Source organism: Methylobacterium sp. 142-1Y (assembly GCF_057747795.1).
The window spans coordinates 2730438-2755147 of the sequence record NZ_CM173224.1 but is presented as its reverse complement, the minus strand read 5'-3'; the positions used below and the strand labels follow the sequence as shown (position 1 = coordinate 2755147).

19 protein-coding genes are annotated in these 24710 nt (G+C 70.5%); 13 read left to right on the top strand and 6 right to left on the bottom strand.

Features of this window, described 5'->3' with window-relative positions; all coding sequences use genetic code 11:
- Nucleotides 1–361 precede the first annotated feature (361 nt).
- From AC3AOF_RS12470 to AC3AOF_RS12460, 3 genes are all read left to right on the top strand, one after another.
- Nucleotides 362–1603, top strand: a complete 1242-nt coding sequence (locus tag AC3AOF_RS12470) for an MFS transporter (protein WP_488348696.1) — start codon at nt 362–364, stop codon at nt 1601–1603.
- A gap of 71 nt (nt 1604–1674) precedes the next feature.
- Complete coding sequence (locus AC3AOF_RS12465; RefSeq protein ID WP_236990496.1) at nt 1675–2463, top strand: polyamine aminopropyltransferase; 789 nt, start codon at nt 1675–1677, stop codon at nt 2461–2463.
- A gap of 91 nt (nt 2464–2554) precedes the next feature.
- Entirely contained in the window at nt 2555–3244 is a 690-nt protein-coding gene (locus tag AC3AOF_RS12460; protein WP_236990497.1) for a sigma-70 family RNA polymerase sigma factor, read from the top strand.
- Nucleotides 3245–3298: 54 nt separating this feature from the next.
- Here AC3AOF_RS12460 and AC3AOF_RS12455 read toward each other — a convergent pair whose 3' ends face one another.
- On the bottom strand, nt 3299–3574 hold the full coding sequence (locus tag AC3AOF_RS12455) for a hypothetical protein (RefSeq protein ID WP_488348695.1): 276 nt from the start codon (nt 3572–3574) through the stop codon (nt 3299–3301).
- Between the two features lie 566 nt (nt 3575–4140).
- On the opposite strand from AC3AOF_RS12455, the gene AC3AOF_RS12450 reads away from it, so the two are divergent.
- Together AC3AOF_RS12450 and AC3AOF_RS12445 are read left to right on the top strand one after the other, a co-directional pair.
- A complete protein-coding gene (locus AC3AOF_RS12450) occupies nt 4141–4449 on the top strand; it encodes a hypothetical protein (protein WP_236990499.1) in 309 nt (102 codons plus the stop codon).
- Nucleotides 4450–4541: 92 nt separating this feature from the next.
- Nucleotides 4542–5711, top strand: a complete 1170-nt coding sequence (locus AC3AOF_RS12445; protein WP_488348694.1) for a mandelate racemase/muconate lactonizing enzyme family protein — start codon at nt 4542–4544, stop codon at nt 5709–5711.
- A 582-nt stretch (nt 5712–6293) separates the two neighbouring features.
- On the opposite strand, the gene AC3AOF_RS12440 is transcribed toward AC3AOF_RS12445, so the two are convergent.
- Nucleotides 6294–8450: a methyl-accepting chemotaxis protein gene (locus AC3AOF_RS12440; protein ID WP_488348693.1), complete on the bottom strand. Its 2157-nt coding sequence runs from the start codon at nt 8448–8450 to the stop codon at nt 6294–6296.
- A gap of 383 nt (nt 8451–8833) precedes the next feature.
- Nucleotides 8834–9475, bottom strand: a complete 642-nt coding sequence (locus tag AC3AOF_RS12435) for a TetR/AcrR family transcriptional regulator (RefSeq protein WP_236990688.1) — start codon at nt 9473–9475, stop codon at nt 8834–8836.
- A gap of 88 nt (nt 9476–9563) precedes the next feature.
- Between AC3AOF_RS12435 and AC3AOF_RS12430 the strand changes: the two genes are divergently transcribed.
- Complete coding sequence (locus AC3AOF_RS12430; protein WP_488348692.1) at nt 9564–10814, top strand: efflux RND transporter periplasmic adaptor subunit; 1251 nt, start codon at nt 9564–9566, stop codon at nt 10812–10814.
- Between the two features lie 552 nt (nt 10815–11366).
- The gene (locus AC3AOF_RS12425) at nt 11367–14558 is read left to right on the top strand and encodes an efflux RND transporter permease subunit (protein ID WP_488348691.1); all 3192 of its coding nucleotides are present in this window, start codon (nt 11367–11369) and stop codon (nt 14556–14558) included.
- Between the two features lie 289 nt (nt 14559–14847).
- Here the strand turns inward: AC3AOF_RS12425 and AC3AOF_RS12420 are convergent, their stop codons facing one another.
- Nucleotides 14848–15882, bottom strand: coding sequence for a glutamine synthetase beta-grasp domain-containing protein (locus tag AC3AOF_RS12420; RefSeq protein ID WP_236990685.1), 1035 nt, complete (start codon nt 15880–15882; stop codon nt 14848–14850).
- 402 nt (nt 15883–16284) lie between these two features.
- On the opposite strand from AC3AOF_RS12420, the gene AC3AOF_RS12415 reads away from it, so the two are divergent.
- Nucleotides 16285–16473: a DUF2735 domain-containing protein gene (locus AC3AOF_RS12415; protein ID WP_236990684.1), complete on the top strand. Its 189-nt coding sequence runs from the start codon at nt 16285–16287 to the stop codon at nt 16471–16473.
- Nucleotides 16474–16487: 14 nt separating this feature from the next.
- Here AC3AOF_RS12415 and AC3AOF_RS12410 read toward each other — a convergent pair whose 3' ends face one another.
- A complete protein-coding gene (locus AC3AOF_RS12410) occupies nt 16488–17375 on the bottom strand; it encodes a glutaminase (protein ID WP_488348983.1) in 888 nt (295 codons plus the stop codon).
- A gap of 230 nt (nt 17376–17605) precedes the next feature.
- Between AC3AOF_RS12410 and AC3AOF_RS12405 the strand changes: the two genes are divergently transcribed.
- From AC3AOF_RS12405 to AC3AOF_RS12395, 3 genes are all read left to right on the top strand, one after another.
- Entirely contained in the window at nt 17606–18559 is a 954-nt protein-coding gene (locus AC3AOF_RS12405; RefSeq protein WP_488348690.1) for an NAD(P)/FAD-dependent oxidoreductase, read from the top strand.
- Between the two features lie 322 nt (nt 18560–18881).
- On the top strand, nt 18882–19025 hold the full coding sequence (locus AC3AOF_RS12400; protein ID WP_203156991.1) for a hypothetical protein: 144 nt from the start codon (nt 18882–18884) through the stop codon (nt 19023–19025).
- Nucleotides 19026–19071: 46 nt separating this feature from the next.
- A complete protein-coding gene (locus tag AC3AOF_RS12395) occupies nt 19072–19569 on the top strand; it encodes a CinA family protein (RefSeq protein WP_488348689.1) in 498 nt (165 codons plus the stop codon).
- 19 nt (nt 19570–19588) lie between these two features.
- On the opposite strand, the gene AC3AOF_RS12390 is transcribed toward AC3AOF_RS12395, so the two are convergent.
- Nucleotides 19589–20794 carry a branched-chain amino acid ABC transporter substrate-binding protein gene (locus AC3AOF_RS12390; RefSeq protein ID WP_488348982.1) on the bottom strand — a complete coding sequence of 402 codons (1206 nt, stop codon included), beginning with the start codon at nt 20792–20794 and terminating at the stop codon, nt 19589–19591.
- Between the two features lie 476 nt (nt 20795–21270).
- On the opposite strand from AC3AOF_RS12390, the gene AC3AOF_RS12385 reads away from it, so the two are divergent.
- Both AC3AOF_RS12385 and purL read left to right on the top strand, forming a co-directional pair.
- Nucleotides 21271–22395: a PepSY-associated TM helix domain-containing protein gene (locus tag AC3AOF_RS12385; protein WP_488348688.1), complete on the top strand. Its 1125-nt coding sequence runs from the start codon at nt 21271–21273 to the stop codon at nt 22393–22395.
- Between the two features lie 86 nt (nt 22396–22481).
- Complete coding sequence (gene purL, locus AC3AOF_RS12380) at nt 22482–24704, top strand: phosphoribosylformylglycinamidine synthase subunit PurL (RefSeq protein ID WP_488348687.1); 2223 nt, start codon at nt 22482–22484, stop codon at nt 24702–24704.
- The last annotated feature ends 6 nt before the right edge of the window (nt 24705–24710 follow it).

Here is a 24710-nt window from a genome sequence, read left to right as displayed (position 1 = left end):
CGTCCGCCTCGATGGTGTGGATGCTGGGGTTTTCCCTCTCTTCACCCCGTTCGGCAAGGTCGCGTTAAGCACGGAATCGCGAAGATCGTGCCCATGATCATCGCCGCTCTCTCCCTCGCCCTCTGCGCCGCCGGCGCCCTCGTTCTCGGCCTCGGGGCCATCGTCACGGTCGAGCCGCCGCGGGACCACCCGCACGGCGCCGGCCTGCTCTAGAGCGCTTCACGATCGCGCTGCAATCGCGAAGCTCTCCAAGTAATTGATTTCGGAACATTTTCTGCGGTGGGCCGGTATCCGCTTCGTCGGAAAATGCTCTCGAAATCCGGCCGTGCGGCGGCCCGCAGGACCGGATAGGCTTCGCGCGATGCAGGCCGTTCCAGGCGCGCTGCCGCGCTTCCTCCTCGTCTACGCCGCGCTCTATGCCGGTTACGGCCTCACGACGCCGTTCCTGCCCGCACTCCTTGCCGAGCGCGGACTCACCCCCACCGAGGTCGGGCTGGTGCTCGCCGCCGGCACCGGCATCCGCCTCGTGGCCGGTCCCCTGGCGGGCCGCATCGCCGACCGGCTCGCCGCCGGACGCGGCGTGCTCGCGGCCTGCGCCGCGCTCTCGGGCGCGAGCGCCCTCCTCTACCTCGCCGGCCACGGATTGGCCGGGCTGCTGCTCGCCGGCCTCGCCCACGCGGCCACGACGGCGCCGCTCGCCCCGCTCGCGGACGCCCTGGCCCTGCCGGCGTCGAGGGCGTCCCGCTTCGCCTACGGAACCGTGCGGGGCGCGGGCTCGGCCGCCTTCATCGCCGGCACCCTGGCGGCCGGGCAGGTCACGGCGCTGATCGGCCTCGCGGCTCTGCCGGTGGCGGGCGCCGCCGCCTTCGCGGGCCTGAGCTGCGCGACGCTGCGCCTGCCGGCCGCCGCGACCGCCGCCGGGGTGCCGGTCACGGCCGGGGCCGGGCTGCTCCTGCGCTCGCCCGGTTTTCTGCGCCTCGTCGCGGTGGCGGCCCTGGTGATCGGCAGCCACGCGGTGCACGACGCCTTCGCGGTGATCCGCTGGCGCGCGGCGGGCTTGAGCCCGGCGACCGCGAGCCTGCTCTGGGCCGAGGCGGTGGCGGCGGAGGTGCTGGTCTTCCTCGTCGTCGGCCCGCCGCTCCTCGCCCGCCTCGGCCCCGCCGGCGCCCTGGCGCTGGCGGCTTGCGCCGGGGCCTTACGCTGGTCGGTGGCGGCGCTCACCGTCGCGGTGCCGGCCCTCGTCGGCATCCAGGCCCTGCACGGGCTGACCTTCGCGCTCCTGCACCTCGCGGCGATGCAGATCCTCGGCCGGACCGTGCCGCCGGCCCTCGCGGCGACGGCCCAGACCCTCTACGGCACCCTCGGCCTCGGCCTTGCCACCACCCTGGCGACGCTGGCCGCCGGCCCGCTCTACGGCGGCCTCGGGGCGGGGGCGTTCTGGGTCATGGCGGGAGCCTGCGCGGCGGCCGTGCCGCTGGTGCGAGGCTTGGCGACAGAAGACTTGCCGACAAAAGACTTGCCGGCGGGGAACTCGCCGATGGTGAACTTGGCGGTCGAGGACTCGGCGGACCGGTCCGCCGGGGAACGGGAGGCCCCGCGGTAGCGCCGCGCCGCCTTGCGCCGAGAGCGGGAATCGGCCCCCACTGCGCCGGCGGCTTCCCTGAGGACGACGGCATGATGATTCCACCGGGCCTGATCCCGTTCACCTTCGACCTGTTCGTGCCGACCTACCCGCCGCTGCGCTCCGGCCGCTGGGCCGTGCATCACGGGGGGAACCTGCTCTGCCAGGGCTACTGGAGCCCGCCGCGGCTGGTGCCGCACGTCGCGGCACTGGTGCGCGGCGACGACACCTGGATGTCGACGACGCCGATCGAGCTGGAGAGCCAGGAGATCGGCGTCCGCCTGGCGTCCGGGCACGTCGTCGTCTTCGGCCTGGGGATGGGCTGGTCGGCGGTGGCGAGCGCCCTCAAGCCGGAGGTGACCGCGGTGACGGTGGTGGAGATCGACCCCGAGGTGCTGGCGCTGCACCGGGAACTGGACCTCGCCGCCCAGCTGCCTCCGGCGGCGCGGGAGAAGATCCGCATCGTCGAGGGCGACGCCTATACCTGGCGGCCGGACCGGCCCGTGGACCTGCTGATGCCGGATATCTGGCTGCCGCTGATCTCCGACGGCCGGGTGGAGGAGGTGCGCCGCATGCAGGACAACGTGCAGGCAAAGAGCCTCTATTTCTGGGGCCAGGAACTCGAGATCGCCCGCCACGCCGCGGCGGCCGGGCTCAGCCTCGACGATGCGGGCATCCGCGCCACCATCGCCGCCCTCGCCCTGCCGCTGATCGGCCCCGCGCTCCCCGGTTACGCCGGCAAGCTGCGCCAGGCGACGGCACGCCACCTGCGCGGGCGCTGGCTGCCAGGCACGACACCGCCCGATCTCACGGATGTCCTGGCATCGGCATCGGCGGCCTGAGCGCCGGTCAAGCCGGCCGCACCAGTATGCCGGTACCATTGTAATGGTATGGGGAGACGTGCCTTAAGCGCCGGTCACCGGAGACCGCACGATGACGCCGTCGACCAAGGCACGTCCGGACGAGACCGATCCGGACCGGACGACCCCCGGGCGCGACGAGGCCCCCGCCCTGGCGGCCGGCATCCAGGCCCATCTCGGCGCGAGCCTGCGCGCCGCCTACGCCGATGCCGCGCTCCCTCCTTCCGCGCAGATGGAGGCACTGGTCGCGCGCCTCGTCGCAGCGCTCGCCGGCCTCGACGCCGCACCGGCGGAGGCCTTTCGCCGCGACCTGCTGGGGGAGGTGCCGCGGCTGCGTCGCCGGGCCCTGACCCTGTGCAACAACCACGCCCGCGCCGACGACCTGGTGCAGGAGACCCTGCTCAAGGCCTGGGCGGCGCAGGACCGGTTCGTGCCGGGCACCTACCTCTCGGCCTGGCTCTACACCATCCTGCGCAACAGCTTCTATTCCGAGCACCAGAAGCGCGTACGCGAGGTCGGCGATCCCGACGGGCTGTTCGCCGCGAGCCTGGTCGCCCTGCCGGCGCAGCACGGTACCCTCGAGCTGCGCGACGTGCAGGCCGCCCTCGACCGTCTGGTGCCGGACCAGCGCGAGGCCCTGCTGCTCTCCGCCGTGCACGACCTCTCCTACGAGGACATCGCGACGGCGATGGAATGCCGGGTCGGGACCGTGAAGAGCCGGATCAACCGCGCCCGGGCGCGGCTCGCCGAGCTTTTGGGCTGACGGACCGGTCGCTCTCTCTTTGCCGCCCTCCCCTCGCGGGGATTTGATCAGCCCTTAGCGGTTGCAGCCGACGCAGATGCCGCTGTCGATCCGGTCGTCGACGCGCTCCTCGCGGGTGCGGTCGTCGATCCGGCGCTCCAGGCGCGTGTCGACCGAGCCGGGATCCGGCACGGTCTGGCCGACCGAACTGGTATGCGGCGCCGTGATCGTGGAGCGCGGCCCGCCCCCAGTTCCGGTCTGGTCGGGGAGGTCTTTCGCTTGCGACAGGGAGCCGGCGGAGACGAGCGCGCCGACGAGGAGCGCGCGGGTGAGGATCGGCGATGCGGGCATGATGGGCTCCTGTCGCAGGAGAACCTGACTCCATGGGGCCGCCGCGCGGCCGCCCGCCCATTCCAACGCGGCAGGGACGCGGGCGTTGCGCCGCCCTTCTCGACTCAGGAGCGCCGAATCAGGAGCGCCGCCGGGAGACCGGCTCCTCACGCGTATCGGGATGATGACCGAACACACCGACGACAACCAGGACGGCAACGAGCCCCAGGGCGATCAGGAACACCTGCATCTCAACTCCTTCGCGCGGGACGGATCGCGACCGGACCCCGCGCGCTCCCTTTCAAGATCCGCGCCACCTTCTGCCGGGTGGCGATAACCGCCGTTCCGTGACGACGGGACGACAGCGTGCGCAGTTTGCATGCAGACCGGTCCGAATGCCAAGACGGAATGCCGGGACGGGGCGGCGGGCCGTCCTGCCGGGCCGTCCGCCGATCGGGGGTGTCGCCCGTCGGCCCGACCCTGCGTCGACGACGGGGCCGCCCGGGCGGGAACGCCGGCACGGTCCTGCCGTTGCCCGGGCCCGATCGCATCCTGCCGATCGCATCCCGAAAAGCGGACACCACCTCATGCCGATTCGCACCTCCCTCCTCGCCCTCGCTCTTGCGCTCGCGGCCGGCACCGCCGCGGCGCAGGGCATCAACAACGGCACCGGCGTCGCCCCGCCCTCCAGCGGCAATACCGGCTCGGGCATGGCGAGCCAGCCGCCGGGCACCGGCATCGGCGGCAACAACCCGGGCAGCATGGGCTCGACGGGCTCGCAGGGGTCGAGCGGCGGCAACATGGGCCCCGGTCCGAGCGTGCGGCGCGACGGCCCGACCGGCAGCGGCGCCCCCGGCACCGGCCCCGGCGCGCAGAAGAACGGCACGGTGCGCTGACGCGGAGTGCATCCCGCGCATTTGCCAGCGCGGGCGGGCGCCCCTACCAGACGACGACCAGCCTCGTAGACCCGGCTCGTGAGGGATCCGCCATGCGCATCACCGCCATCCGCGACATCGTCGCGCCGATCAAGTCGGACATCGCCAACGCCTGGATCGACTTCTCGACCATGACGGCGAGCGTGGTCGCGGTGGTGACCGACCGGGTGGTCGACGGTCGCCCGGTCGTCGGCTTCGGCTTCAACTCCAACGGTCGCTACGCGCCGCAGGGGCTGTTGCGCGAGCGCTTCATCCCGCGCCTCCTGGCCGCCGGCCCGGACGATCTCCTGGGCGAGGACGGTCTGATCGACCCGCACCGGGCTTGGGGCGCGATGATGAGGAACGAGAAGCCCGGCGGCCACGGCGAGCGCTCGGTGGCGGTCGGCGTCCTCGACATGGCCCTGTGGGACGCGCTGGCCAAGGCGAAGGGCGTGCCGCTCTGGCGGCTGCTGGCCGACCGCTACCGCGGCGGCGACGCCGATCCGACGGCCTGGGTCTACGCGGCGGGCGGCTACTACTACCCGGGCAAGGGCCTCGACGCCCTTCAGGACGAGATGCGCTCCTATCTCGACCGCGGCTACAGCACCGTGAAGATGAAGGTCGGGCTGGTGCCGCTCGACGAGGATGTCGCCCGGATCGAGGCGGTGCTGGACGTGCTCGGCGGCGACGGCTCGCGCCTCTGCGTCGATGTCAACGGCCGCTTCACCCTGGAGGAGGCGATCCGCTTCGGCCGGGCGGTCGCGCCCTACGGCCTGCGCTGGTACGAGGAGCCGGTCGATCCCCTCGACTACCTGGCCCATGCCGCGCTCGCCACGACCTATGACGGGGCGCTCGCCACCGGCGAGAATCTGTTCTCGCACCAGGATGCCCGCAACCTGATCCGCCACGGCGGCTTGAGGCCCGACCGGGACATCCTGCAATTCGATCCCGCCCTGTCCTACGGGCTGGTCGAGTACCTGCGCACCCTCGACGTGCTGCGCGCCCATGGCTGGTCGCCGCGCCGCTGCGTGCCCCACGGGGGGCATCAATTCGCCCTCAACATCGCGGTGGGCCTCGGGCTCGGCGGCAACGAGAGCTACCCGGACGTCTTCGCCCCGTTCGGGGGCTTTGCCGATGCGGTGCCGGTGGCGGACAGCCGCGTCGCGATGCCGGACCTGCCCGGCATCGGCTTCGAGGCGAAATCCGCGCTCTACGCGGTGATGCGGGTGCTGGAGCAGGGGTGAGGCGGTGACCGGAGGGCGCGCGGACGGCCAAGGGGACGGCCAAGGGCAAGCAGTCCTGCCGAGAGCGCTCTCCTGCTTTCAGAGTCTGCCCGGCTGATCGATGCACTCCATCCCACCCGCAACCTCATCCTGAGGTGTTGGTCGATTGGAAATCGACTGACCTCGAAGGAGGGCTCCAGCAATCGCAGCGCCATCTGGAGCCCTCCTTCGAGGCTCAGCGATCTGAGTCGCGGGCGAGACAGAAAACCTCTTCGCGCCCCGCTTCTCGCGCGTCAAACACACTCTCATACGCTTTCCGATTGATCGCTTTGCGATGCGGAAAGCGGCTTTACTCAGGCGCCGCGCGGGCTGATCATACGAAATCCGGAAGTGATCTTCCGGATTTCGTATGATCAGCGATCCAGATTTTTGGATTTCCGGGCTTCGGAGCGGTCAAAAGCGGCCCGGTTCACGGTCTTGCCGCAGGGACCATAGATGATCGCCTCGGCCCAATGCCTGGTCCGACACGATGAAGCGGCGCCTCGGGCGTCGTGCCCGGGCGTCGCTCCACCGGTCCCATGATCCTCGGCCCGCCGGCCCCGGTCAGGCCGCCCGCACGCTGGCCAGGAAGCCGTCGACCTCCTGGCGCAGGCGGGCGCACTGGTCCGACAGGTCGTCGGAGACCTGCGCCACCTCGCAGGCCGCGCGGCCCGCCGTGCCGGCGGCGTCGGCGACCTCGGCGATGTCGCGGGTCATCGCGGAGGTGCCGTCGGTCGCCTCGGCCATCTGGCGCACGATCTCGTGGGTCATCGCGCCCTGCTCCTCGATCGCCGAGGCGATGCCGGTGGTGACCTGGCTCATCGCCTCGATCTGCACGGTGACGCCGGCGATCGCCTCCCCGGCGCCCTGGCTGGTGGACTGGATCGCCGCGACGTGGCGGCCGATCTCGTCGGTGGCTCGTGCCGTCTGGCCGGCGAGTTCCTTCACCTCCGCCGCGACCACCGCGAAGCCGCGTCCGGCCGCGCCCGCGCGGGCCGCCTCGATGGTCGCGTTGAGCGCGAGCAGGTTGGTCTGACTGGCGATCTGAGAGACGAGGCCGACGACGTCGCCGATGCGGGCGGCCGCCGCGGACAGGTCCGCCATCGTCCCGCCGGCGGCCTGGGCCTGGGCCACCGCCTCGGCCGACATGCCGGCGGCCTGCACGACCTGCCGGCCGATCTCCGCCACGGTCGCGCCCAACTCCTCCGCTGCCGCCGCGACGGCGCCGACATTGCCGCTGGTCTGCCGGGCGGTGGACGCGACGCTGACCGAGCGGGACGCGGTTCCGTCGACCGCCTGCGTCACGGCACCGGAGGCCCCGCTCAGACCCTCGGCCGCGCCCGAGACCCGCGCCACGATGCCGCCGACCGAGACCTCGAACCGGTCGGCGAGGTCGCGCAGCAAGCTGCGGCGGGCCTGCTCCTCGCGCAGGCGGGCCGCCTCGGTGGTCTGGAGCTGCTGGGCCGCCTCTTCCAGCGACACGTCGCGGATCATCACCACCGCCCGGGCGATGTCGCCGATCTCGTCGCGGCGCCGGTGTCCGGGCACCTCGTGGAGGGCCTGGCGGGCGGCGAGCGCCTTGATGGCCGAGGTGAGCGCCGCGAGGGGACGCACGATCGCCCGCGACATCAGGAGGCCGAGCACCGCCGTGCCGGCGAGCACGGCAAGCCCGATCATCACGAGGAGGCGGGACAGCTCGTCCACCGCCCGGAGCGCCTCGGCCTCGGACTGCTCCGCCAGCATGGTCCATTGCGCGCCGAGGACCGGCACGGTGGCGCCGACCGCCATGTGGCGGCCGTCGGCCGCCGCGTAGGAGAACGGCGCCTTCGCGACGAGGTTGTCCGGGGCGATGCCGAGGGCGCTCGCCGGCGCGCCGGCCGCGATGCCGGCCGAGAGCGGCGGCTTGCCGCGCAGGAGCCCGTCGGCACCGACCACCAGGGCCTGGCCGGTCTCGCCGAGGCCGGCGCGCTGCGCCAGGGTCGCGTCGAACAGGGCGGGCGACATCCGCATCACGATGTAGCCGGCCCGCTCCACCGCCTGCGCGGTGCCCATGGCGACGTTGGCACGCCGGCTCATCGCCTTGCCGATGAAGGCCGCGGGCGTGCCGCCGACCGGATAGGCGGAGAAGTCGGCAAACGACACCGCGTCGGGCCCGGCCCCCTTCATCTGCTCGAACAGCCGGGCGAGGCCGGTGTCGCGCAGGGCCGGGTCGGTGACCGAGGCGGCGAAGTCGTCGCCCTTCGTCGCCGTGTAGACGATGCGTCCGTTCGGATCGAGGAACAGCAGGTCGGCGTGACCGGGCTGGCTCAGGAGCTTGCGGGCCACCTCCTGCACCTTGACGTGCCGGCGGCCATACATGGTGTTGGTCGTGGTGCCGTCGAAGGCGAGCCGCGCCTCGGGGCTCGGCGGGGCCCGGAAGGCCGCCAGGATCCCGGCATAGTCCGGCTTGCCCGGATCGAGGTTCTCGATCAGGTCGGTGAAGTTCGAGGCCACCTGCGGGTGACCGGCGGCGGCGGTGAAATCGGTCCTGGCCTGATCGGCGACCAGGGCGATGCCGTGGCCGGTCGCCGTCGCGGACAGCGCGAGCCGGTCCTGGACGGCCGAGACGAGGCTGTTCTTGGCCGAATACCAACTCAGGCCGCCCATCACCGTCGCGCTGACGAGCGCGAGGCCGACGATGGTCGAGGGCAGCCTGACGGCCAGCTTGGACAGGGAGAACATGCGGTGATCCAGCTCGCGACGCACTGCTTGCCTTGAGGGCTTGGCACTGGGCCTGTAGGGGGTGGGGCGGATGCCCCCGGGCAGACACGAAACCAGAGGCGAAATAATTTTTTGTAAAAAGCTGACCCCACGGCAGTTATGCCGAATACTTAACCCCGCTACCGACCGAAGACGCTGAGCCGTCAGCGCAATCACCTCGGGCAGGGGCCGGTCACGGCTGATCGAACGGAATCGGTCGCGACGACGAGAACGGCGTGCGATCACGATGTCAGTGGGTGCTGCTCCAGGTCTTTGATTTAGAAGCATTTTCCCGTGACGAACGGGGATTCGTTCCATGGGCAGGCTCCGGACTCGGCGGCCCGTGCGGCCACGTCGGATTCCGGTCAATCCGGACCGGTCGTCGCATCGCCCCGCGGGAACGCCCCGAGCGACACGCGGGCCACCTCGCGCAACGCCTCGCGGTCGGCGCCCGAGGAGGCCAGCACCCCCATCCCCGAGGCGACCGTCGACAGGAAGCGGGCGAGCGCCGCCGGGTCGGCGTCGTCCGCCAGGTCGCCCGTGGTTAGGTCGCCCGTGGTCAGGTCGCCCTCGGCCTTCGCCCGCACGAAGCGCTCACGCAGTTCGGCCTCGGTCTGGGCGCGGCGGGCGGCGAGCTCGAACGGGATGTTCTCGGAACCGGCGCCGCAGGCCAGCCCCCCCTGGACCAGCAGGCAGCCGGGCGGGTTCGCCGGATCGGTGTGGCTCTCGGCGATGCTCGACAGGAAGCGCTCGGCCACGTCGCGGGCGGTCGCGCCGGCCAGCACGTAGCGCATGTGCGCGGAGCGGCGCTCGGCGTAGCGGTCGAGGGCGGCCTTCAGGAGGCCCTCCTTGCTGCCGAAGGCGGCGTAGAGGCTCGGCGGCTTGATGCCCATCGCCTTGGTCAGCATCGCCAGCGTCGCCCCGTCATAGCCGTGGCGCCAGAACACCTCCATCGCCTCGTCGAGGGCCTTCTCCGTGCAGAAGGCCCGGGGCCGCCCCATCGTCATCGTCCGCCGGCTCCACTTTTTGTATCGATTGATAGATAAGTCGCTTGACGGCCGGCGTCCATGCCGACATGTGTAACGCACCTTACAGATGTCGGAGCCGGTCGTGAATCCCGAGCCTGCTGTCGTCCCCTCCCGTCCCCCGCTCCTCGTCGCGGCCGGCCTCGCCCTCGCGCTGCTCGCCGGGGCCTCCACTCCTTACCTGCCGCTGCCGCGCTTGTCCTCAGGGCAGGCCGCCGCCGCGACGCCGCCGGCCGAGCCGGCGGTGCCGGTGCCGGTCGCCACGGTCGAGCCCCGCGACGTGGTTTTGTTCGACGAATTCTCGGGCCGGCTCGAAGCGGTCGAGCGGATCGACGTGCGGGCCCGGGTCGGCGGCGCCGTGCAGGCGACGCATTTCTCGGAGGGAGAGCTCGTGAAGGCCGGCGACCTCCTGGTGACGATCGACCCCGCGCCCTATGCCGCGGAGGTGCAGCGCCTGGAGGCGCAGGTGGCCGGCGCCGAGGCGCGCCTGGCCCTGACGGCGAGCGACTACGAGCGCGGGCAGCGCCTCTCCGACCAGCGCATCGTCACCGCGCGCGACCTCGACGTGCGGGCGAACGCCTTCAAGGAAGCCAAGGCCAATCTCGACGCCGCCAGGGCGACCCTGGCGGCGGCGCGCCTCAACCTCGACTACACGCAGGTGCGGGCCGCGGTCGGCGGCCGGGTCGGGCGCCGGGAGATCACCCCCGGCAACCTCGTGGCGACGGGGGCGGGAGCGGCGGTGCTGACGACCCTCGTCTCGGTCGATCCGATCTATGCGAGTTTCGACGCCGACGAGGCGGTGGTGCTGAAGGCGCTCGGCTCGATCGCCGAGCCCTCCGGCCGGCGAGGCCGGCTCGACCGTATCCCGGTCGAGATGGCGACCGCCGACGGCGAGCGCGCGACCGGGCACCTCCAGTTCATCGACAACAAGGTCGATGGCCGCAGCGGCACGGTGCGGGTGCGCGCAACGATCGCCAATGCCGACGGGCACCTCATTCCCGGCCAGTTCGCCCGCCTGCGCCTCGGCCAGGCGGCCCCCGAGCGGCTGCTCCTCGTCGACGAGCGGGCGGTCGGCACCGACCAGGACAAGCGCTTCGTGCTGGTGGTCGGGGCCGACAGCCGGGCCGAGTTCCGCGCCGTCACCCTCGGCCGGACGGTCGAGGGCCTGCGGGTCGTCACCTCCGGCCTGTCGGGGGGCGAGCGAATCGTCGTCAACGGCTTGCAGCGGATACGCCCGGGCAGCCTCGTCAGCCCGTCGCCGGTGGCGATGGGCGCGCGGCCGATGCAGGAGCCGGGGACGGGGAAGCTGGCGCAACGGTGAGGGTTATCTCAGAGCCTGTTTGAATTGCGAGAGCAGCATCGCAGGTGTTTGCTATCCCACCCTCGACCTCATCCTGAGGTGTCAGTTCATCGCAGATGGACTGACCTCGAAGGAGGGCTCCAGAAGCCGCCGAAATCCCTGGAGCCCTCCTTCGAGGCTCAGCGATCTTCGATCGCCCGCACCTCATGATGAGGTGGAGGGTAGGATGGAAAATCCCCTCGCGATTGTGTCGTCGCAAGTCAAACAGGCTCTCAGAGACGTCTCGAGCCCTCCTTCGAGGTCGGTCGATCTTTGATCGTGTGCGATCTACGATCACCGACACCTCAGGATGAGGTCGCGGGTCGGATGGAATACGCCAAGCAATCAAACAGGCTGTCAGTCTGATCTGAAGCCCTCAAGCATCACGAAACAGATCCCAGTTCTCCTCTCCCGGCGATGCCGGGCAAGCCCGGCATCGCCGGGCGAGGGGATCCCGCGACCTCATACTCTCTCGTCCGTGAAACGGCTTCCGCACCGCGGCTGCCGCGATCCCTCTCGCCCCCGGAGGGCGGCATGAATCTCTCCAAGTTCTTCATCGACCGCCCGATCTTCGCGGGCGTGCTCTCGGTGCTCATCGTCATCGGCGGGCTGCTGTCGCTGTTCGCGATGCCGATCTCCGAATACCCGGACGTGGTGCCGCCCTCCGTCGTGGTGCGCGCGACCTTCCCGGGCGCCAACCCCAAGGTCATCGCCGAGACCGTGGCGACGCCGATCGAGGAGCAGATCAACGGCGTCGAGGGCATGCTCTACATGGCGAGCCAGGCGACGACGGACGGCATCATGACGCTGACCGTCACGTTCCGCCTCGGCACCGACCCCGACAAGGCGCAGCAGCTGGTCCAGAACCGGGTCTCGCAGGCCGAGCCGCGCCTGCCGGCGATCGTGCGCCAGCTCGGCATCGTCACGGTGAAGTCCTCGCCCGACCTGACAATGGTGGTCCACCTCGTCTCGCCGAACGGCCGATACGACATGACGTATCTGCGCAACTACGCGGTCTTGAACATCAAGGATCGCCTCGCCCGCCTCGACGGCGTCGGCCAGGTTCAGCTGTTCGGCTCGGGCGACTACGCGATGCGGATCTGGCTCGACCCGCAAAAAGTGGCCGAGCACGGCCTGTCGGCCGGCGATGTGGTGCGCGAGATCCAGGCCCAGAACGTCGAGGCGGCGGCCGGCACCATCGGCGCCTCGCCGGCGATCCCAAGCCTCGACCTGCAGCTCTCGCTCAATGCCGAGGGGCGGCTGACCAGCGAGGAGCAGTTCGGCGACATCGTGGTCAAGACCGGCGAGAACGGCGAGATCACGCGCCTGCGCGACATCGCCCGGATCGAGCTCGGCGCGGCGGATTATGCGCTCCGCTCGCTCCTCGACAACAAGTCCGCGGTGGCGCTTCCGATCTCGCAATCGCCCGGCTCGAACGCGATCCAGATCTCCGACGCGGTCCGCCGCACCATGGCGGAGATCAAGCAGACCATGCCGGAGGGGGTCGACTACCAGATCGTCTACGACCCGACGCAGTTCGTGCGCGCCTCGATCGAGGCGGTGATCCACACCCTGCTCGAGGCGGTGGCCCTCGTCGTGCTGGTGGTGATCCTGTTCCTGCAGACCTGGCGGGCCTCGATCATCCCGCTTCTCGCCGTGCCGGTCTCGATCGTCGGCACCTTCGCGGTGATGCACGCCTTCGGCTTCTCGATCAACGCGCTCAGCCTGTTCGGCCTCGTGCTCGCCATCGGCATCGTCGTCGACGATGCGATCGTCGTGGTGGAGAACGTCGAGCGCAACATCGAGGCCGGTTTGTCGCCCCGCGACGCCTCCTACCAGGCGATGCGGGAGGTGTCGGGCCCGATCATCGCCATCGCGCTGGTATTGGTGGCGGTGTTCGTGCCGCTCGCCTTCATCAGCGGGCTGACGGGCCAGTTCTACAAGCAATTCGCGCTGACCATCGCGATCTCGACCGTGATCTCGGCGATCAACTCGCTGACCCTGTCTCCCGCCCTCTCGGCCCTGCTGCTCAAGGATCACCACGCGCCGAAGGACCGGCCGACCCGCATCCTCGACACCCTGCTCGGCTGGTTCTTCCGCCGGTTCAACCGCGCCTTCGGCCGGGCCTCGGACGGCTACGGGCGCGGGGTCGGCGGCGTCATCTCGCGCAAGAGCGCGATGATGGCGATCTACCTCGTCCTCGTCGGGGTGACGGCGCTGCTGTTTCGCCAGATCCCCGGCGGCTTCGTGCCGGGCCAGGACAAGCAGTACCTCGTCGGCTTCGCGCAACTGCCCGACGGCGCCACCCTCGACCGGACCGAGGAGGTGATCCGCAAGATGAGCGAGATCGCCCTCAAGGAACCCGGCGTCGAGAGCGCGGTCGCCTTCCCGGGGCTGTCGATCAACGGCTTCACCAACTCGTCGAATTCGGGAATCGTCTTCTCGACCCTGCAAGCCTTCGAGGAGCGGAAGGGTCCCGGCTTGAGCGGCGCCGCCATCGCGCAATCGTTGAACAAGAAATACGCCGCGATCCCGGAAGCCTTCATCGCCATGTTCCCGCCGCCGCCGGTCAACGGGCTCGGCACCATCGGCGGCTTCAAGCTGCAGATCGAGGACCGGGCCGGCCTCGGCTACGAGGCGCTGAACGAGGCGACGAAGGCCTTCCTCGCCAAGGCCGCGCAGGCGCCGGAACTCGCCGGCCTGTTCTCCAGCTTCCAGATGAACGTGCCGCAGCTCTTCGCCGACATCGACCGGACCAAGGCGCGCCAGCTGAAAGTGCCGGTCACCGACGTGTTCGACACGCTGCAGATCTATCTCGGATCGCTCTACGTCAACGACTTCAACCGGTTCGGCCGCACCTACTCGGTCCGGGTCCAGGCCGATGCGCCGTTCCGCGCCCGCTCCGACGATGTCGGCCTGCTCAAAGTGCGGGCCGGCTCGGGCGAGATGGTGCCGCTCTCGACGCTGCTGCGCGTTCGCCAGACCGCGGGGCCCGAGCGGGCGATGCGCTACAACGGCTTCCTGTCCGCCGACATCAATGCCGGCGCCGCTCCCGGCTTCTCGTCGGGCCAGGCGCAGGCGGCCGCCGCGCGGATCGCCGCCGAGACCCTGCCGCGGGGCTTTGCCTTCGAGTGGACCGACCTCACCTATCAGGAATTCATCGCCGGCAATTCGGGCGTCTGGGTCTTCCCGCTCGCCCTGCTCCTGGTCTTCCTGGTGCTCGCCGCGCAGTACGAGAGCCTGGCCCTGCCGCTCGCGATCCTGCTCATCGTGCCGATGGGGCTGCTCGCGGCGATGACCGGCGTCTGGCTGTCTTCGGGCGACAACAACGTCTTCACCCAGATCGGCCTCATCGTGCTGGTCGGCCTGTCGGCCAAGAACGCGATCCTGATCGTCGAATTCGCCCGGGAACTCGAATTTTCCGGCCGGACTCCCGTGCAGGCGGCGATCGAGGCGAGCCGGCTGCGCCTGCGGCCGATCCTGATGACCTCGATGGCCTTCATCATGGGCGTGCTGCCGCTGGTCACCGCGACCGGCGCCGGCTCGGAGATGCGCCGCGCCATGGGTGTCGCGGTGTTCTCCGGCATGATCGGGGTGACGGCCTTCGGCCTGTTCCTGACCCCGGTCTTCTACGTGCTGCTGCGGCGCTTGAGCGGCAACCGGCCGCTCAGGCAGCATGGCGGGCACGGGACGGTGGCGCAGGAGCCCGCCATGGAGGCGGCGTGAGGCGCCTGCCTGATTGGGTCGGAGACGGCTATGCGCATGAACCCTCCCCCCTCTGCGGGGGAGGGTGGACCCTGCGTCAGCAGGGGCCGGGAGAGGGGCAGCGCGACGCTACTCCAGGATGCGCCCTTCAGAACGGTTCAGCCATTTCCGGAAGCGGCGTCCCCTCTCCCGGCCTGCTCCGCAGAGGGGGGAGGGTTCATGCGCACAGCCGCTCAAGCAGACTCCAAGAAAAACGGCGCGGGCCTCAAGGCCCGCGCCGCTCGTTCACTCAAACCAGTCTCGAAAAGGCTCAGGCCGCGGCCGAGACCTCGGTCGGGACGGTCGAGATGGTCTTCAGGATCTGCGAGGCGATCTGGTAGGGGTCGCCCATCGAGTTCGGGCGGCGATCCTCGAGGTAGCCCTTGTAGCCGTTGTTGACGAAGCTGTGGGGCACGCGGATCGAGGCGCCGCGATCGGCCACGCCCCAGCTGAAGGTGTGGATCGAGGCGGTCTCGTGCTTGCCGGTCAGCCGCATGTGGTTGTCCGGGCCGTAGACGGCGATGTGGTCCTCACGGGCATCGCCGAAGGCCGCCATCAGCTTCTCGAAATACGCCTTGCCGCCGACTTCCCGCATGTAGGCGGTCGAGAAGTTGGCGTGCATGCCCGAGCCGTTCCAGTCGGTGTCGCCGAGCGGCTTGCAATGGTACTCGATGTCGATCTCGTACTTCTCGCAAAGGCGCTGCATCAGGTAGCGCGCCATCCACATCTCGTCGGCGGCCCGCTTGGAGCCCTTGCCGAAGATCTGGAACTCCCACTGGCCCTTCGCCACCTCGGCGTTGATGCCCTCGTGGTTGATGCCGGCGGACAGGCAGAGGTCGAGATGCTCCTCGACGATCTGACGGGCGACCGAGCCGACGTTGGAATAGCCGACACCGGTATAGTACGGGCCCTGCGGCGCCGGGTAGCCGGTCTCGGGGAAGCCGAGCGGGCGGCCGTTCTTGTAGAAGAAGTATTCCTGCTCGAAGCCGAACCAGGCGCCTTCGTCGTCCAAGATGGTGGCGCGCTTGTTCGACGGGTGCGGGGTGACGCCGTCCGGCATCATGACCTCGCACAGGACCAGAACGCCGTTGGTGCGGGCCGGGTCGGGGAAGTGGCGGACGGGCTTCAGCACGCAGTCGGAGGAGCTGCCCTCGGCCTGCTGGGTCGAGCTGCCGTCGAAGCCCCAGAGCGGGAGCTGCTCGAGGGTCGGGAAGCTGTCGAAGGCCTTGATCTGGGTCTTGCCGCGAAGGTTCGGGGTCGGGGTGTAACCATCGAGCCAAATATACTCGAGCTTGTATTTGGTCATCTCGCGTCTCTCTATCAGGTTCCGATGGAGCCCGTGATTTCTCGTGGCGCCCATCACCCGCCAGCGGCATCCCCGTGCTAGCAGGTCCCGTGCCAACCCTCCTGCGGGGGCGGAACGATCGTCGGGACGAGGCGTTTTCGACGGCTCGGGCCGGAGAGGGCGCCCTTACGACACCCGCCGTCGTCGATCACGCGCCGCACTGCCCGGTTGCGCGCCACGGCGCCAGGACGCCCAAGCACGCGCCACACCCGCCAAGTCGAGCGACGGCGCAAGCGCAGGCATGCACGAATTGTAGCCAACCACTGATTTTTCCGTGGTCAAACCGCGCATTCCCCGGGCACACTTCGTTACGATCTCAGAGGCCGCGGCGGCGACGCGACGGCCCTCACGGGAGACCCCTCGATGAGCAACACCGGACCGCGCATCACCGCCAAGATCTACGCCTTCCCGGCCGGCGGCCGCAGCCGCGGCGGCCGCAACGACTGGACGGCCCCCGGGGCGGCGGCGCGGGAGCGCGGGCCGGAGATCATGCCGGCGAGCGGCGGCTACCACGACGAGGCGATCCGCGAGGAGCGCGCGCGCAAGCCCTGACCGGGGCTGAGCCCCTACTCCCCGAAGATCGACCAGCCGAGGCGCTTCGTCAGCCGCTCCAGGGCGATGCGCCCGAGATGGGAATTGCCGGCAGCATCCAGCCCCGGCGCCCAGACGGCGATCGAGGCACGCCCCGGCGCCACCGCCAGGATGCCGCCGCCGACGCCGCTCTTGCCCGGCAGGCCGACCCGGTAGGCGAACTCGCCCGAGCCGTCGTAATGGCCGCAGGTCAGCATGACGGCGTTGATGCGCTTGGCCCGCTCGGCCTGCACCACCGACAGGCCGGTGCTGGGATCGCGCCCGGAATGGGCGAGGAACCGGCCCGCCACCGCGAGCTGCCGGCAGGTCATGCTGATGGCGCAGTGGTGGAAATAGACGCCGAGCGTGTACTCGACCGGATTGTCGATCACCCCGAACGACTTCATGTAGTTGGCGAGCGCCACGTTGCGGAATCCCGTGCGCTGCTCGGAGGCCGCCACCGCCTCGTCGATGGTGATGCTCGCATCCTGCGCGAGGTACTGCATGAAGCGCAGGATCTCGCCCAAGGCCTCGCGCGGCTGGTGGCCCGACAGGATCAGGTCGGTGACGGCGATGGCGCCGGCATTGATGAACGGGTTGCGGGGGATGCCGCGCTCGTATTCGAGCTGCACGACCGAGTTGAACGGGCTGCCCGACGGCTCGCGCCCGACCCGCCGCCACAGCTTGTCGCCGACCATGCCGAGCGCCAGCGTCAGGGTGAAGACCTTCGAGATGCTCTGGATCGAGAACGGCACGTCGCAATCGCCCGCCGCCGCGACCGTTCCGTCGGCGCCGATCACCGCGAGGCCGAAATGGCCGGGATCGACCCGGGCGAGTTCCGGGATGTAGCGCGCCACCTCGCCGCGATCGGTCCGCTGGCGCATCTCGTCGACGATCTCGCTGACGACGGTTTCGAGGTTCGGCACGGATCGGCAATCCCGGACTTGAAGACGAAGCGCGGCCTTAAGCCTGCAAGTTCGAGGCCTCAAGCCGGCGACGAAAAGTTCCGCGCCTGACGTGAGAGATTTCGCGCGATTGATTGGCACCACCGCGAATTGTCGCGCGTTGACGCTGCGACCGCCAAGGACGCGGCCGGAATGCGGGAGCGGCAGGATTGAGCCCGGACGGGACCATCGCGATCATCGGGGCGGGCATTGCCGGTGCCGCGGCGGCGCGCCGGTTGCACGGGGCGGGCCGACGGGTCGTCGTGCTCGACAAGGGCCGTGCGCCCGGCGGCCGGATGGCGACGCGACGCGGCCCGGACGGTCTGCGCTTCGATCACGGCGCACAGTATTTCACCGCCCGCGACCCGCGCTTCATCGCCCGGGTGGAGGACTGGACGACGCGAGGCGTCGCGGCCCCCTGGGGCGGACCGGACCGGCATGTCGGCACCCCCGGCATGGCCGCGCCGGTACGCGACCTCCTCGACGGCCTCGACGTGCAATGCGGCCGCGCCGTCGGCCGCCTGGCGCGGGACGTGCGCGCCTGGCGCCTGGCGGAGGCCGACGGCACCGCGCTCGCGGACGGCGCGGCGTTCTCGGCCGTGCTCCTGACCTGCCCGTCGCCCCAGACCCTCGCACTTCTCGAAAGCGCGGGCCGAGCTCTCCCTGGCGTGGCGGAGGTGGCCTACGCGCCGTGCTGGACCCTGATGCTGGCCCATGACGGCCCTCCCCTGCCCGGCGGGCCGGTCCGGGAGGACCGGGATTCCAGTGCCACGATCGCCTGGATCGCCGAGAACGGCGGCAAGCCGGGGCGCGCCGGCGACGGGACGATCGTCGCGCATGCCTCACCGGCTTGGTCGCGGGTCCATCTCGAATGCGCGGCGGACGATGTCGCCGAGCGGCTGGTCGGGGCCCTCCGGGATATCGTCCCGCTCGGCGGGATCCGCCACTGCGCCGCCCATCGCTGGCGCTACGCCGCGGTCGAGCGGGCGGTCGGCGAACCCTGCCTGTTCGCGCCGGGGACCGGCCTCGGCTTTGCCGGCGACGGCTGCCTCGGGCCCCGGGTGGAATTCGCCTATCTGAGCGGCCTGGCGCTGGCCGAGCGCGTGCTCGCGGAGGCGGCATGACGACCCGGACGGCCTCCCAGGCTCCAGCCCGAATCCAGGCCCGAACCCCGGCCGAGGTGCGGGAGCGCACCGCCCGGCCGGCGCGACCGGGGCAGTCTCCACCAAGAGTAGCGTCCCGCCACACCGGGACCATCGTTCCGCCCAAAGGCGGTGCGACACCCCGTCCAACCGGGATGACGTCGTCCCGAAAGCCGGCGCCGCCGACCCTCTTAGGTCGGAGCCCTCCGGCCGCATTCCCAGCCACAGGGAGCCCATGAACCGGGACCGGGGGGCGCGTAGCCTCCGCGGTTCTCCTCGAAACCTTTCATGTCGGGTGAGTATGATGTCTGATGCGTCCCTTTTCCTCCATATCGCGCTGTCGCTGAGCTTCGTGGGCCTCGTCGGCCTCGGGATCGGCAAGGCTCTCGACGCCTGGGTGCGGCTGGCACCGAACGGCGCCGACGACGACGGCGCGCTGGCGGAGTAGGGCCCGACCGGCTACGCTTCCGCCCTTCGAGGCAGGAGGACGCCGCTTGCAAGCGCTGATGGACAGGGCCGGCCGCATCGCCGCCCGGCTGACGGCCCGGCGGGAGACCGTCGCGGTGGCCGAATCCTCCGCCGGCGGCCTCGTCTCCGCGGCTCTGCTCGCGGTGCCGGGCGCCTCGGCCTATTTTCTCGGCGGCGCGGTGGTCTACACCGCCCAGGCGCGCGAGGCCCTGATCGGTCTCGACGCGGCCGGGATGGCGGGCCTGCGCAGCGCCAGCGAACCTTATGCCGAGCGCGTGGCCGCCCTCGTGAGCGAGCGCCACGGCGCAGTCTGGGGCCTGTGCGAGACCGGTGCCGCGGGGCCGGGCGGCAACCGCTACGGCGATGCCGCCGGCCATACCTGCCTCGCCGTCGCCGGCCCGGTCGCCCGCCGCCACACCCTGGAGACCGGCGCCAGCGACCGCGCCGCCAACATGGAGGCTTTCGCGGCCGCCATGCTCGACGCCTTCTTGGATGCCCTGACGGAGGCGGACCGGGCCCCGTAAGGGTCCCGCGCTCCCCGTGTCAGCTCGGCCGGTCCATCTTGCAGGTGGTCGGCAGCAGCGTGTCCTTGGTCTCGACCCGGCCGACCATCTTCCAGCCCCAGCCGGTCCCCTCCTCGTCGAAGCGCATCCCGGGCTCCATCGGGCCGAAGGAGTGGACGAACATCGTCTGGAAATACTGGTGGTCGTCGGGGCGCACGAAGCCGTCGCTGCCGACATGCGGCTTGAGGTGGGCCTGTTCGAGCCTCGGCGCCACCTTGCGCGCCTCGGACGAGCCGGCCTCCTGCATCGCGGTCAGGAGCGCGTTCATCGCGTTGAAGGCGCGCGGGTAGGTCGAGCCGATGCCGGTGCGGGCCCGGAACGCCGCCTCGAACTCCTGCGCGGCGGCATCGCCCTCATTGGCGGCGCCCTGCGAGACTTCGAACACCCGGTGTGCGAGCCCGGTCTGGCGCACCACCGTCGGGCCGCCGGTGCCCCCGGCATAGTAGGTGTAGAAGCCCGCCTGGAGCCCGGCTTCCGCCGCGGCCTTCAGCAGCAGGTTGATGTCCTGGGCCCAGTTGCCGGTGATGACCGCATCCGCCCCCGAGGCGCGGATCTTGGTGATGTAGGGCGCGAAGTCGTTGACCTTCTGCAACGGCGTCACCTCGTCGCCGACGATCTCGATATCGGGCCGCTTGGCCTTCAGCATGGCGCGGGCCTGCTGGCGCACCGACTGTCCGAACGAGTAATCCTGGTTGATCAGATACACCTTCTTGATCTCGGGCCGCGCCTTCATAAAGTTCGTTAGCGCCTCCATCTTGATGTCCGAATTGGCATCGAAGCGGAAGTGCCAGTAGTTGCATTTCTCGTTGGTCAGCGATGGATCGACGGCCGAGTAGTTGATGTAGATGACCTGGCGGCTCGGGTTGCGCTCGTTGTGCTTGGCGACGAAATCGGTGAGCGCGGCGGCCGCCGAGGAACCGTTGCCCTGCACCAGCACCCGGGCGCCGGCGTCGATGCCCTTCTGGGCGGCGATCAGAGTCTCCTGCGGGTTGACCTTGTTGTCGTAGGCCAGCACCTCGAAGCGGAACTGCTTCTGGCGCGCGTTCAGCACCTCCGCCATGTACTGGAAGTGGCGCAGACCCGCCTCGCCGGTCGGCGCGCCGCCGCCCGAGAGCGGATCGATGAAGGCGATCTTCACGACCTCCTGCTTGGCCGCCTCTTGTGCGGCGGCCGGGCCGGAGAGCATCAGGATCGCGGACGGGCCGCACAGGGACACGGCGATGACGGCGCCACGCAGCGCCTCGCGGATGGACGTCATGCTTCCTCTCCTCTCGGCCGCGATCGTCTCTGGCTGGAGGCCGGCGTCGCGTTGCCGGATGGGAGAGTCCGGCGGAGGCGAGAGACTCGTCAAGGAGAAACTGCGGCGGCTCGCCCCTGTCCGCGTTTCACATGTGAGCAGCACTCACGATCGAAGTAAACGAGCCCCGATGATCTTGGGCTCACGCCCAAGCTGGAATCGTTATAATGATGTTTCGCCTGCGACCTGCGGCGGAATCGTTGACACCCTCGTCGTTCGGGCCATAAGCGTCGGCATGACGAGGAATATCGGCCGGCGATCTTGCGGCAGCGATCGGTCGGCCCGGTGCGCGGCACGGGAATACGAATCATGAGTCGACCCGGCGCCGCGCTCGTACACGTTCCCCTGCTGCCTGAGGCGGGGCCGTGCCGGTGAGAAACGCCCTGTTCCAGCTCCACTGGTTCCTCGGCCTGACCGCCGGCCTCGTGCTGATGCTGGTCGGGGTGACCGGGGGCATCCTCAGCGTCGAGGACGAGGTCACGGGCCTCATGAGCCCCGGCATCGTCACCGTTTCGGCCCGGGAAGCCCCGCGGCTGACACCGGACGCGCTGATCGCCCGCCTCAAGGACGAGGCGCCGGGGCGGCGCGTCACGCTGATGGTCCTGAACGGCGCGCCCGACCGGGCGGCGCGGGTGCGCCTTGCCGACGGTCCCGGGCGCGGCACCGAGACCTATGTCGATCCTTACGACGGGCGGGTCCTCGGGCCGGCGCGGGGCGAGGAGTTCTTCGACACCGTGCGGCGGCTGCATCGCTGGCTGCTGCTTCCCGGCAACGGCGACGGCTGGGGCCGCACCCTCACCGGCGCCTCGGCACTGGCGTTGGTCTATCTCGCGCTGTCGGGCCTCTACTTGCGCTGGCCGAAGGGCCGACGCGACTGGCGGATCTGGCTGAAGCCGGCGCTCAACCGCCGCGGCCGGGCTTTGTACTGGTCGCTACACGCGGTCGTCGGCACCTGGATGCTGGTGCTCTACCTGATGATGGCGCTGACCGGCCTGTGGTGGTCATATGGCTGGTACCGCGACGGGGCGACCTACTTGCTCACCGGCCGCCCGCCCGCGACGGCGCAGGCTCGGGGCATGACGAAGAAGGACGGCGCGCCGGTCCCCCTCGATCCCGCCTTCACGGCCTTCGCGGCGGCGGCCGGCCCCTACGCCACCGCCTCCCTCGCCCCGGCCCGCGAAGGCGAGACGATCCGCATCCGGGCGGTGGCAGCCGACGCCTCCCATTTCCAGGCCCGCGACGAGTGGCGCTTCCACACCGACGGCAGCCTCGTCTCCCGCGACCTCTACGCCGAGCGGGCCTTGGGCGCGCGGCTCACCGGCAGCATGCTCGCCCTGCACGAGGGAAAATTCTTCGGCCCGGTCGGCTGGATCGCCTTCATGCTGGCGGCGCTCGCGATGCCGCTCTTCGGGGTGACGGGGCTCCTGCTCTATCTCGGCCGGCGACGCAGCCGGCGACGCCATGCGGCCGCGGCGGTCCAGACGGCCTGAGTCTCGCTGGCGCGAGTTGCCTTTCGGCCCCGTCAGGCAGTAAGCGCACGGGCAGCAGGGCCGCCCGACCGGCGAGAGGATGCCGCATGATCCGCAACGACGTCTCCATCACGCCCGAGCTCGTGCGCCAGCACGGCCTGACCGAGGACGAGTACCAGCGCTTCGTCGGGCTGATCGGGCGCGAGCCGACCATCACCGAACTCGGCATCGTCTCGGCGATGTGGAACGAGCATTGCTCGTACAAGTCCTCGCGCCTCCACCTGAAGACGCTGCCGACCAAGGCGCCGTGGGTGATCCAGGGCCCGGGCGAGAATGCCGGCGTCATCGACATCGGCGACGGGCTCGCCTGCGTGTTCAAGATGGAGAGCCACAACCACCCGAGCTTCATCGAGCCCTATCAGGGCGCGGGCACCGGGGTCGGCGGCATCCTGCGCGACGTCTTCACCATGGGCGCCCGGCCGATCGCAGCGTTGAACGCGCTGCGCTTCGGCTCGCCGGACCATCCGCGCACGCCCCACCTCGTCTCGGGCGTGGTCGCGGGCATCGGCGGCTACGGCAATTCCTTCGGCGTGCCGACGGTCGGCGGGGCGGTGGGCTTCCACACCCGCTACGACGGCAACATCCTGGTCAACGCCATGGCGGTCGGCCTCGCCAGGACCGACGCGATCTTCTACGCCGCCGCCACGGGCGTCGGTAACCCGATCGTCTATCTCGGCTCGAAGACCGGCCGCGACGGCATCCACGGCGCCACCATGGCGTCGGCGGCCTTCGACGCCTCCTCGGAGGAGAAGCGCCCGACCGTGCAGGTCGGCGACCCCTTCGCGGAGAAGCTCCTGCTCGAGGCCTGTCTCGAGCTGATGGCATCCGGCGCCGTGATCGCGATCCAGGACATGGGTGCGGCGGGCCTGACCTGCTCGGCGGTCGAGATGGGCGCCAAGGGCAATCTCGGGGTGGAGCTGAACCTCGACGCGGTGCCGACCCGCGAGCCGGGCATGACCGCCTACGAGATGATGCTGTCGGAGAGCCAGGAGCGCATGCTCATGGTGCTCAAGCCCGGCATGGAGGCGGAGGCGCAGGCCATCTTCGTGAAGTGGGGCCTCGACTTCGCGATCATCGGCCACACCACCGACACGCTCCGCTTCGTCATCAAGCACGGCGGCGAGACCGTCGCCGACCTGCCGATCAAGGAGCTCGGCGACGAGGCGCCGCTCTACGACCGGCCGCACCGCCAGAACGCCCACCAGCCGGAGATCAAGGCGGAGGACGTGGCGGCGCCGATGCGCAACGTCGATGCGCTCACGAGGCTCGTCGGCTCGCCGGACCTGTGCTCGAAGCGCTGGGTCTACGAGCAGTACGACCACTTCATCCTCGGCAACACCGTCGAGAAGCCCGGCGGCGACGCCGCGGTGGTGCGGGTCGAGGACGGGCCGAAGGGCCTGGCGCTCACCACCGACGTAACCCCGCGCTACTGCGAGGCCGACCCCGTCGAGGGCGGCAAGCAGGCGGTGGCGGAGGCCTGGCGCAACATCACCGCGGTCGGCGGCCGCCCGCTCGCCATCACCGACAACCTCAACTTCGGCAACCCGGAGAAGCCGGAGGTGATGGGCCAGTTCGTCGGCTGCATCCAGGGCATCGGCGAGGCCTGCCGCGCCCTCGACTTCCCGGTCGTGTCCGGCAACGTCTCGCTCTACAACGAGACCGAGGGCGTGGGCATCCTGCCGACCCCGTCGATCGGCGGCGTCGGGGTGGTCGACAATGTCGAGAAGATCGCCACGGTGGCGTTCAAGCGCGACGGCGACGCCCTGGTGCTGATCGGCGCCACCAAGGGCTGGCTCGGCCAGTCGGCGTATCTCGCCACGATCTGCGGCCGCGAGGAAGGCGCGCCGCCCCCGGTCGACCTCGCCGCCGAGAAGCGCAACGGCGATTTCGTGCGCGGGCTCATCACCTCGGGGATCGTCGACACCGTCCACGACCTCTCCGACGGCGGCCTCGCGGTGGCGGTGGCCGAGATGGCGCTCGCCGGCAACATCGGCGCGGTGCTCCCCGAATGCCCGCTGCCGGTGGCCTGCCACGCCTACCTGTTCGGCGAGGACCAGGGCCGCTACCTCCTGGCGGTGGAGCCCGACGCGGTCGCCGACCTGCTCTACAGCGCCAGCGCTCAAGGCATCGACGCGGCGGTGATCGGCGTCACCGGCGCCGATTCGCTGACCCTGCCGGGCGACGAGATCGTCGACCTCGAGACCTTGCGCAAGGCGCATGAGGGCTGGCTGCCGGGCTTCATGGCGGGTCCCGCGGCCGATGCGGCCTGAGGGTTC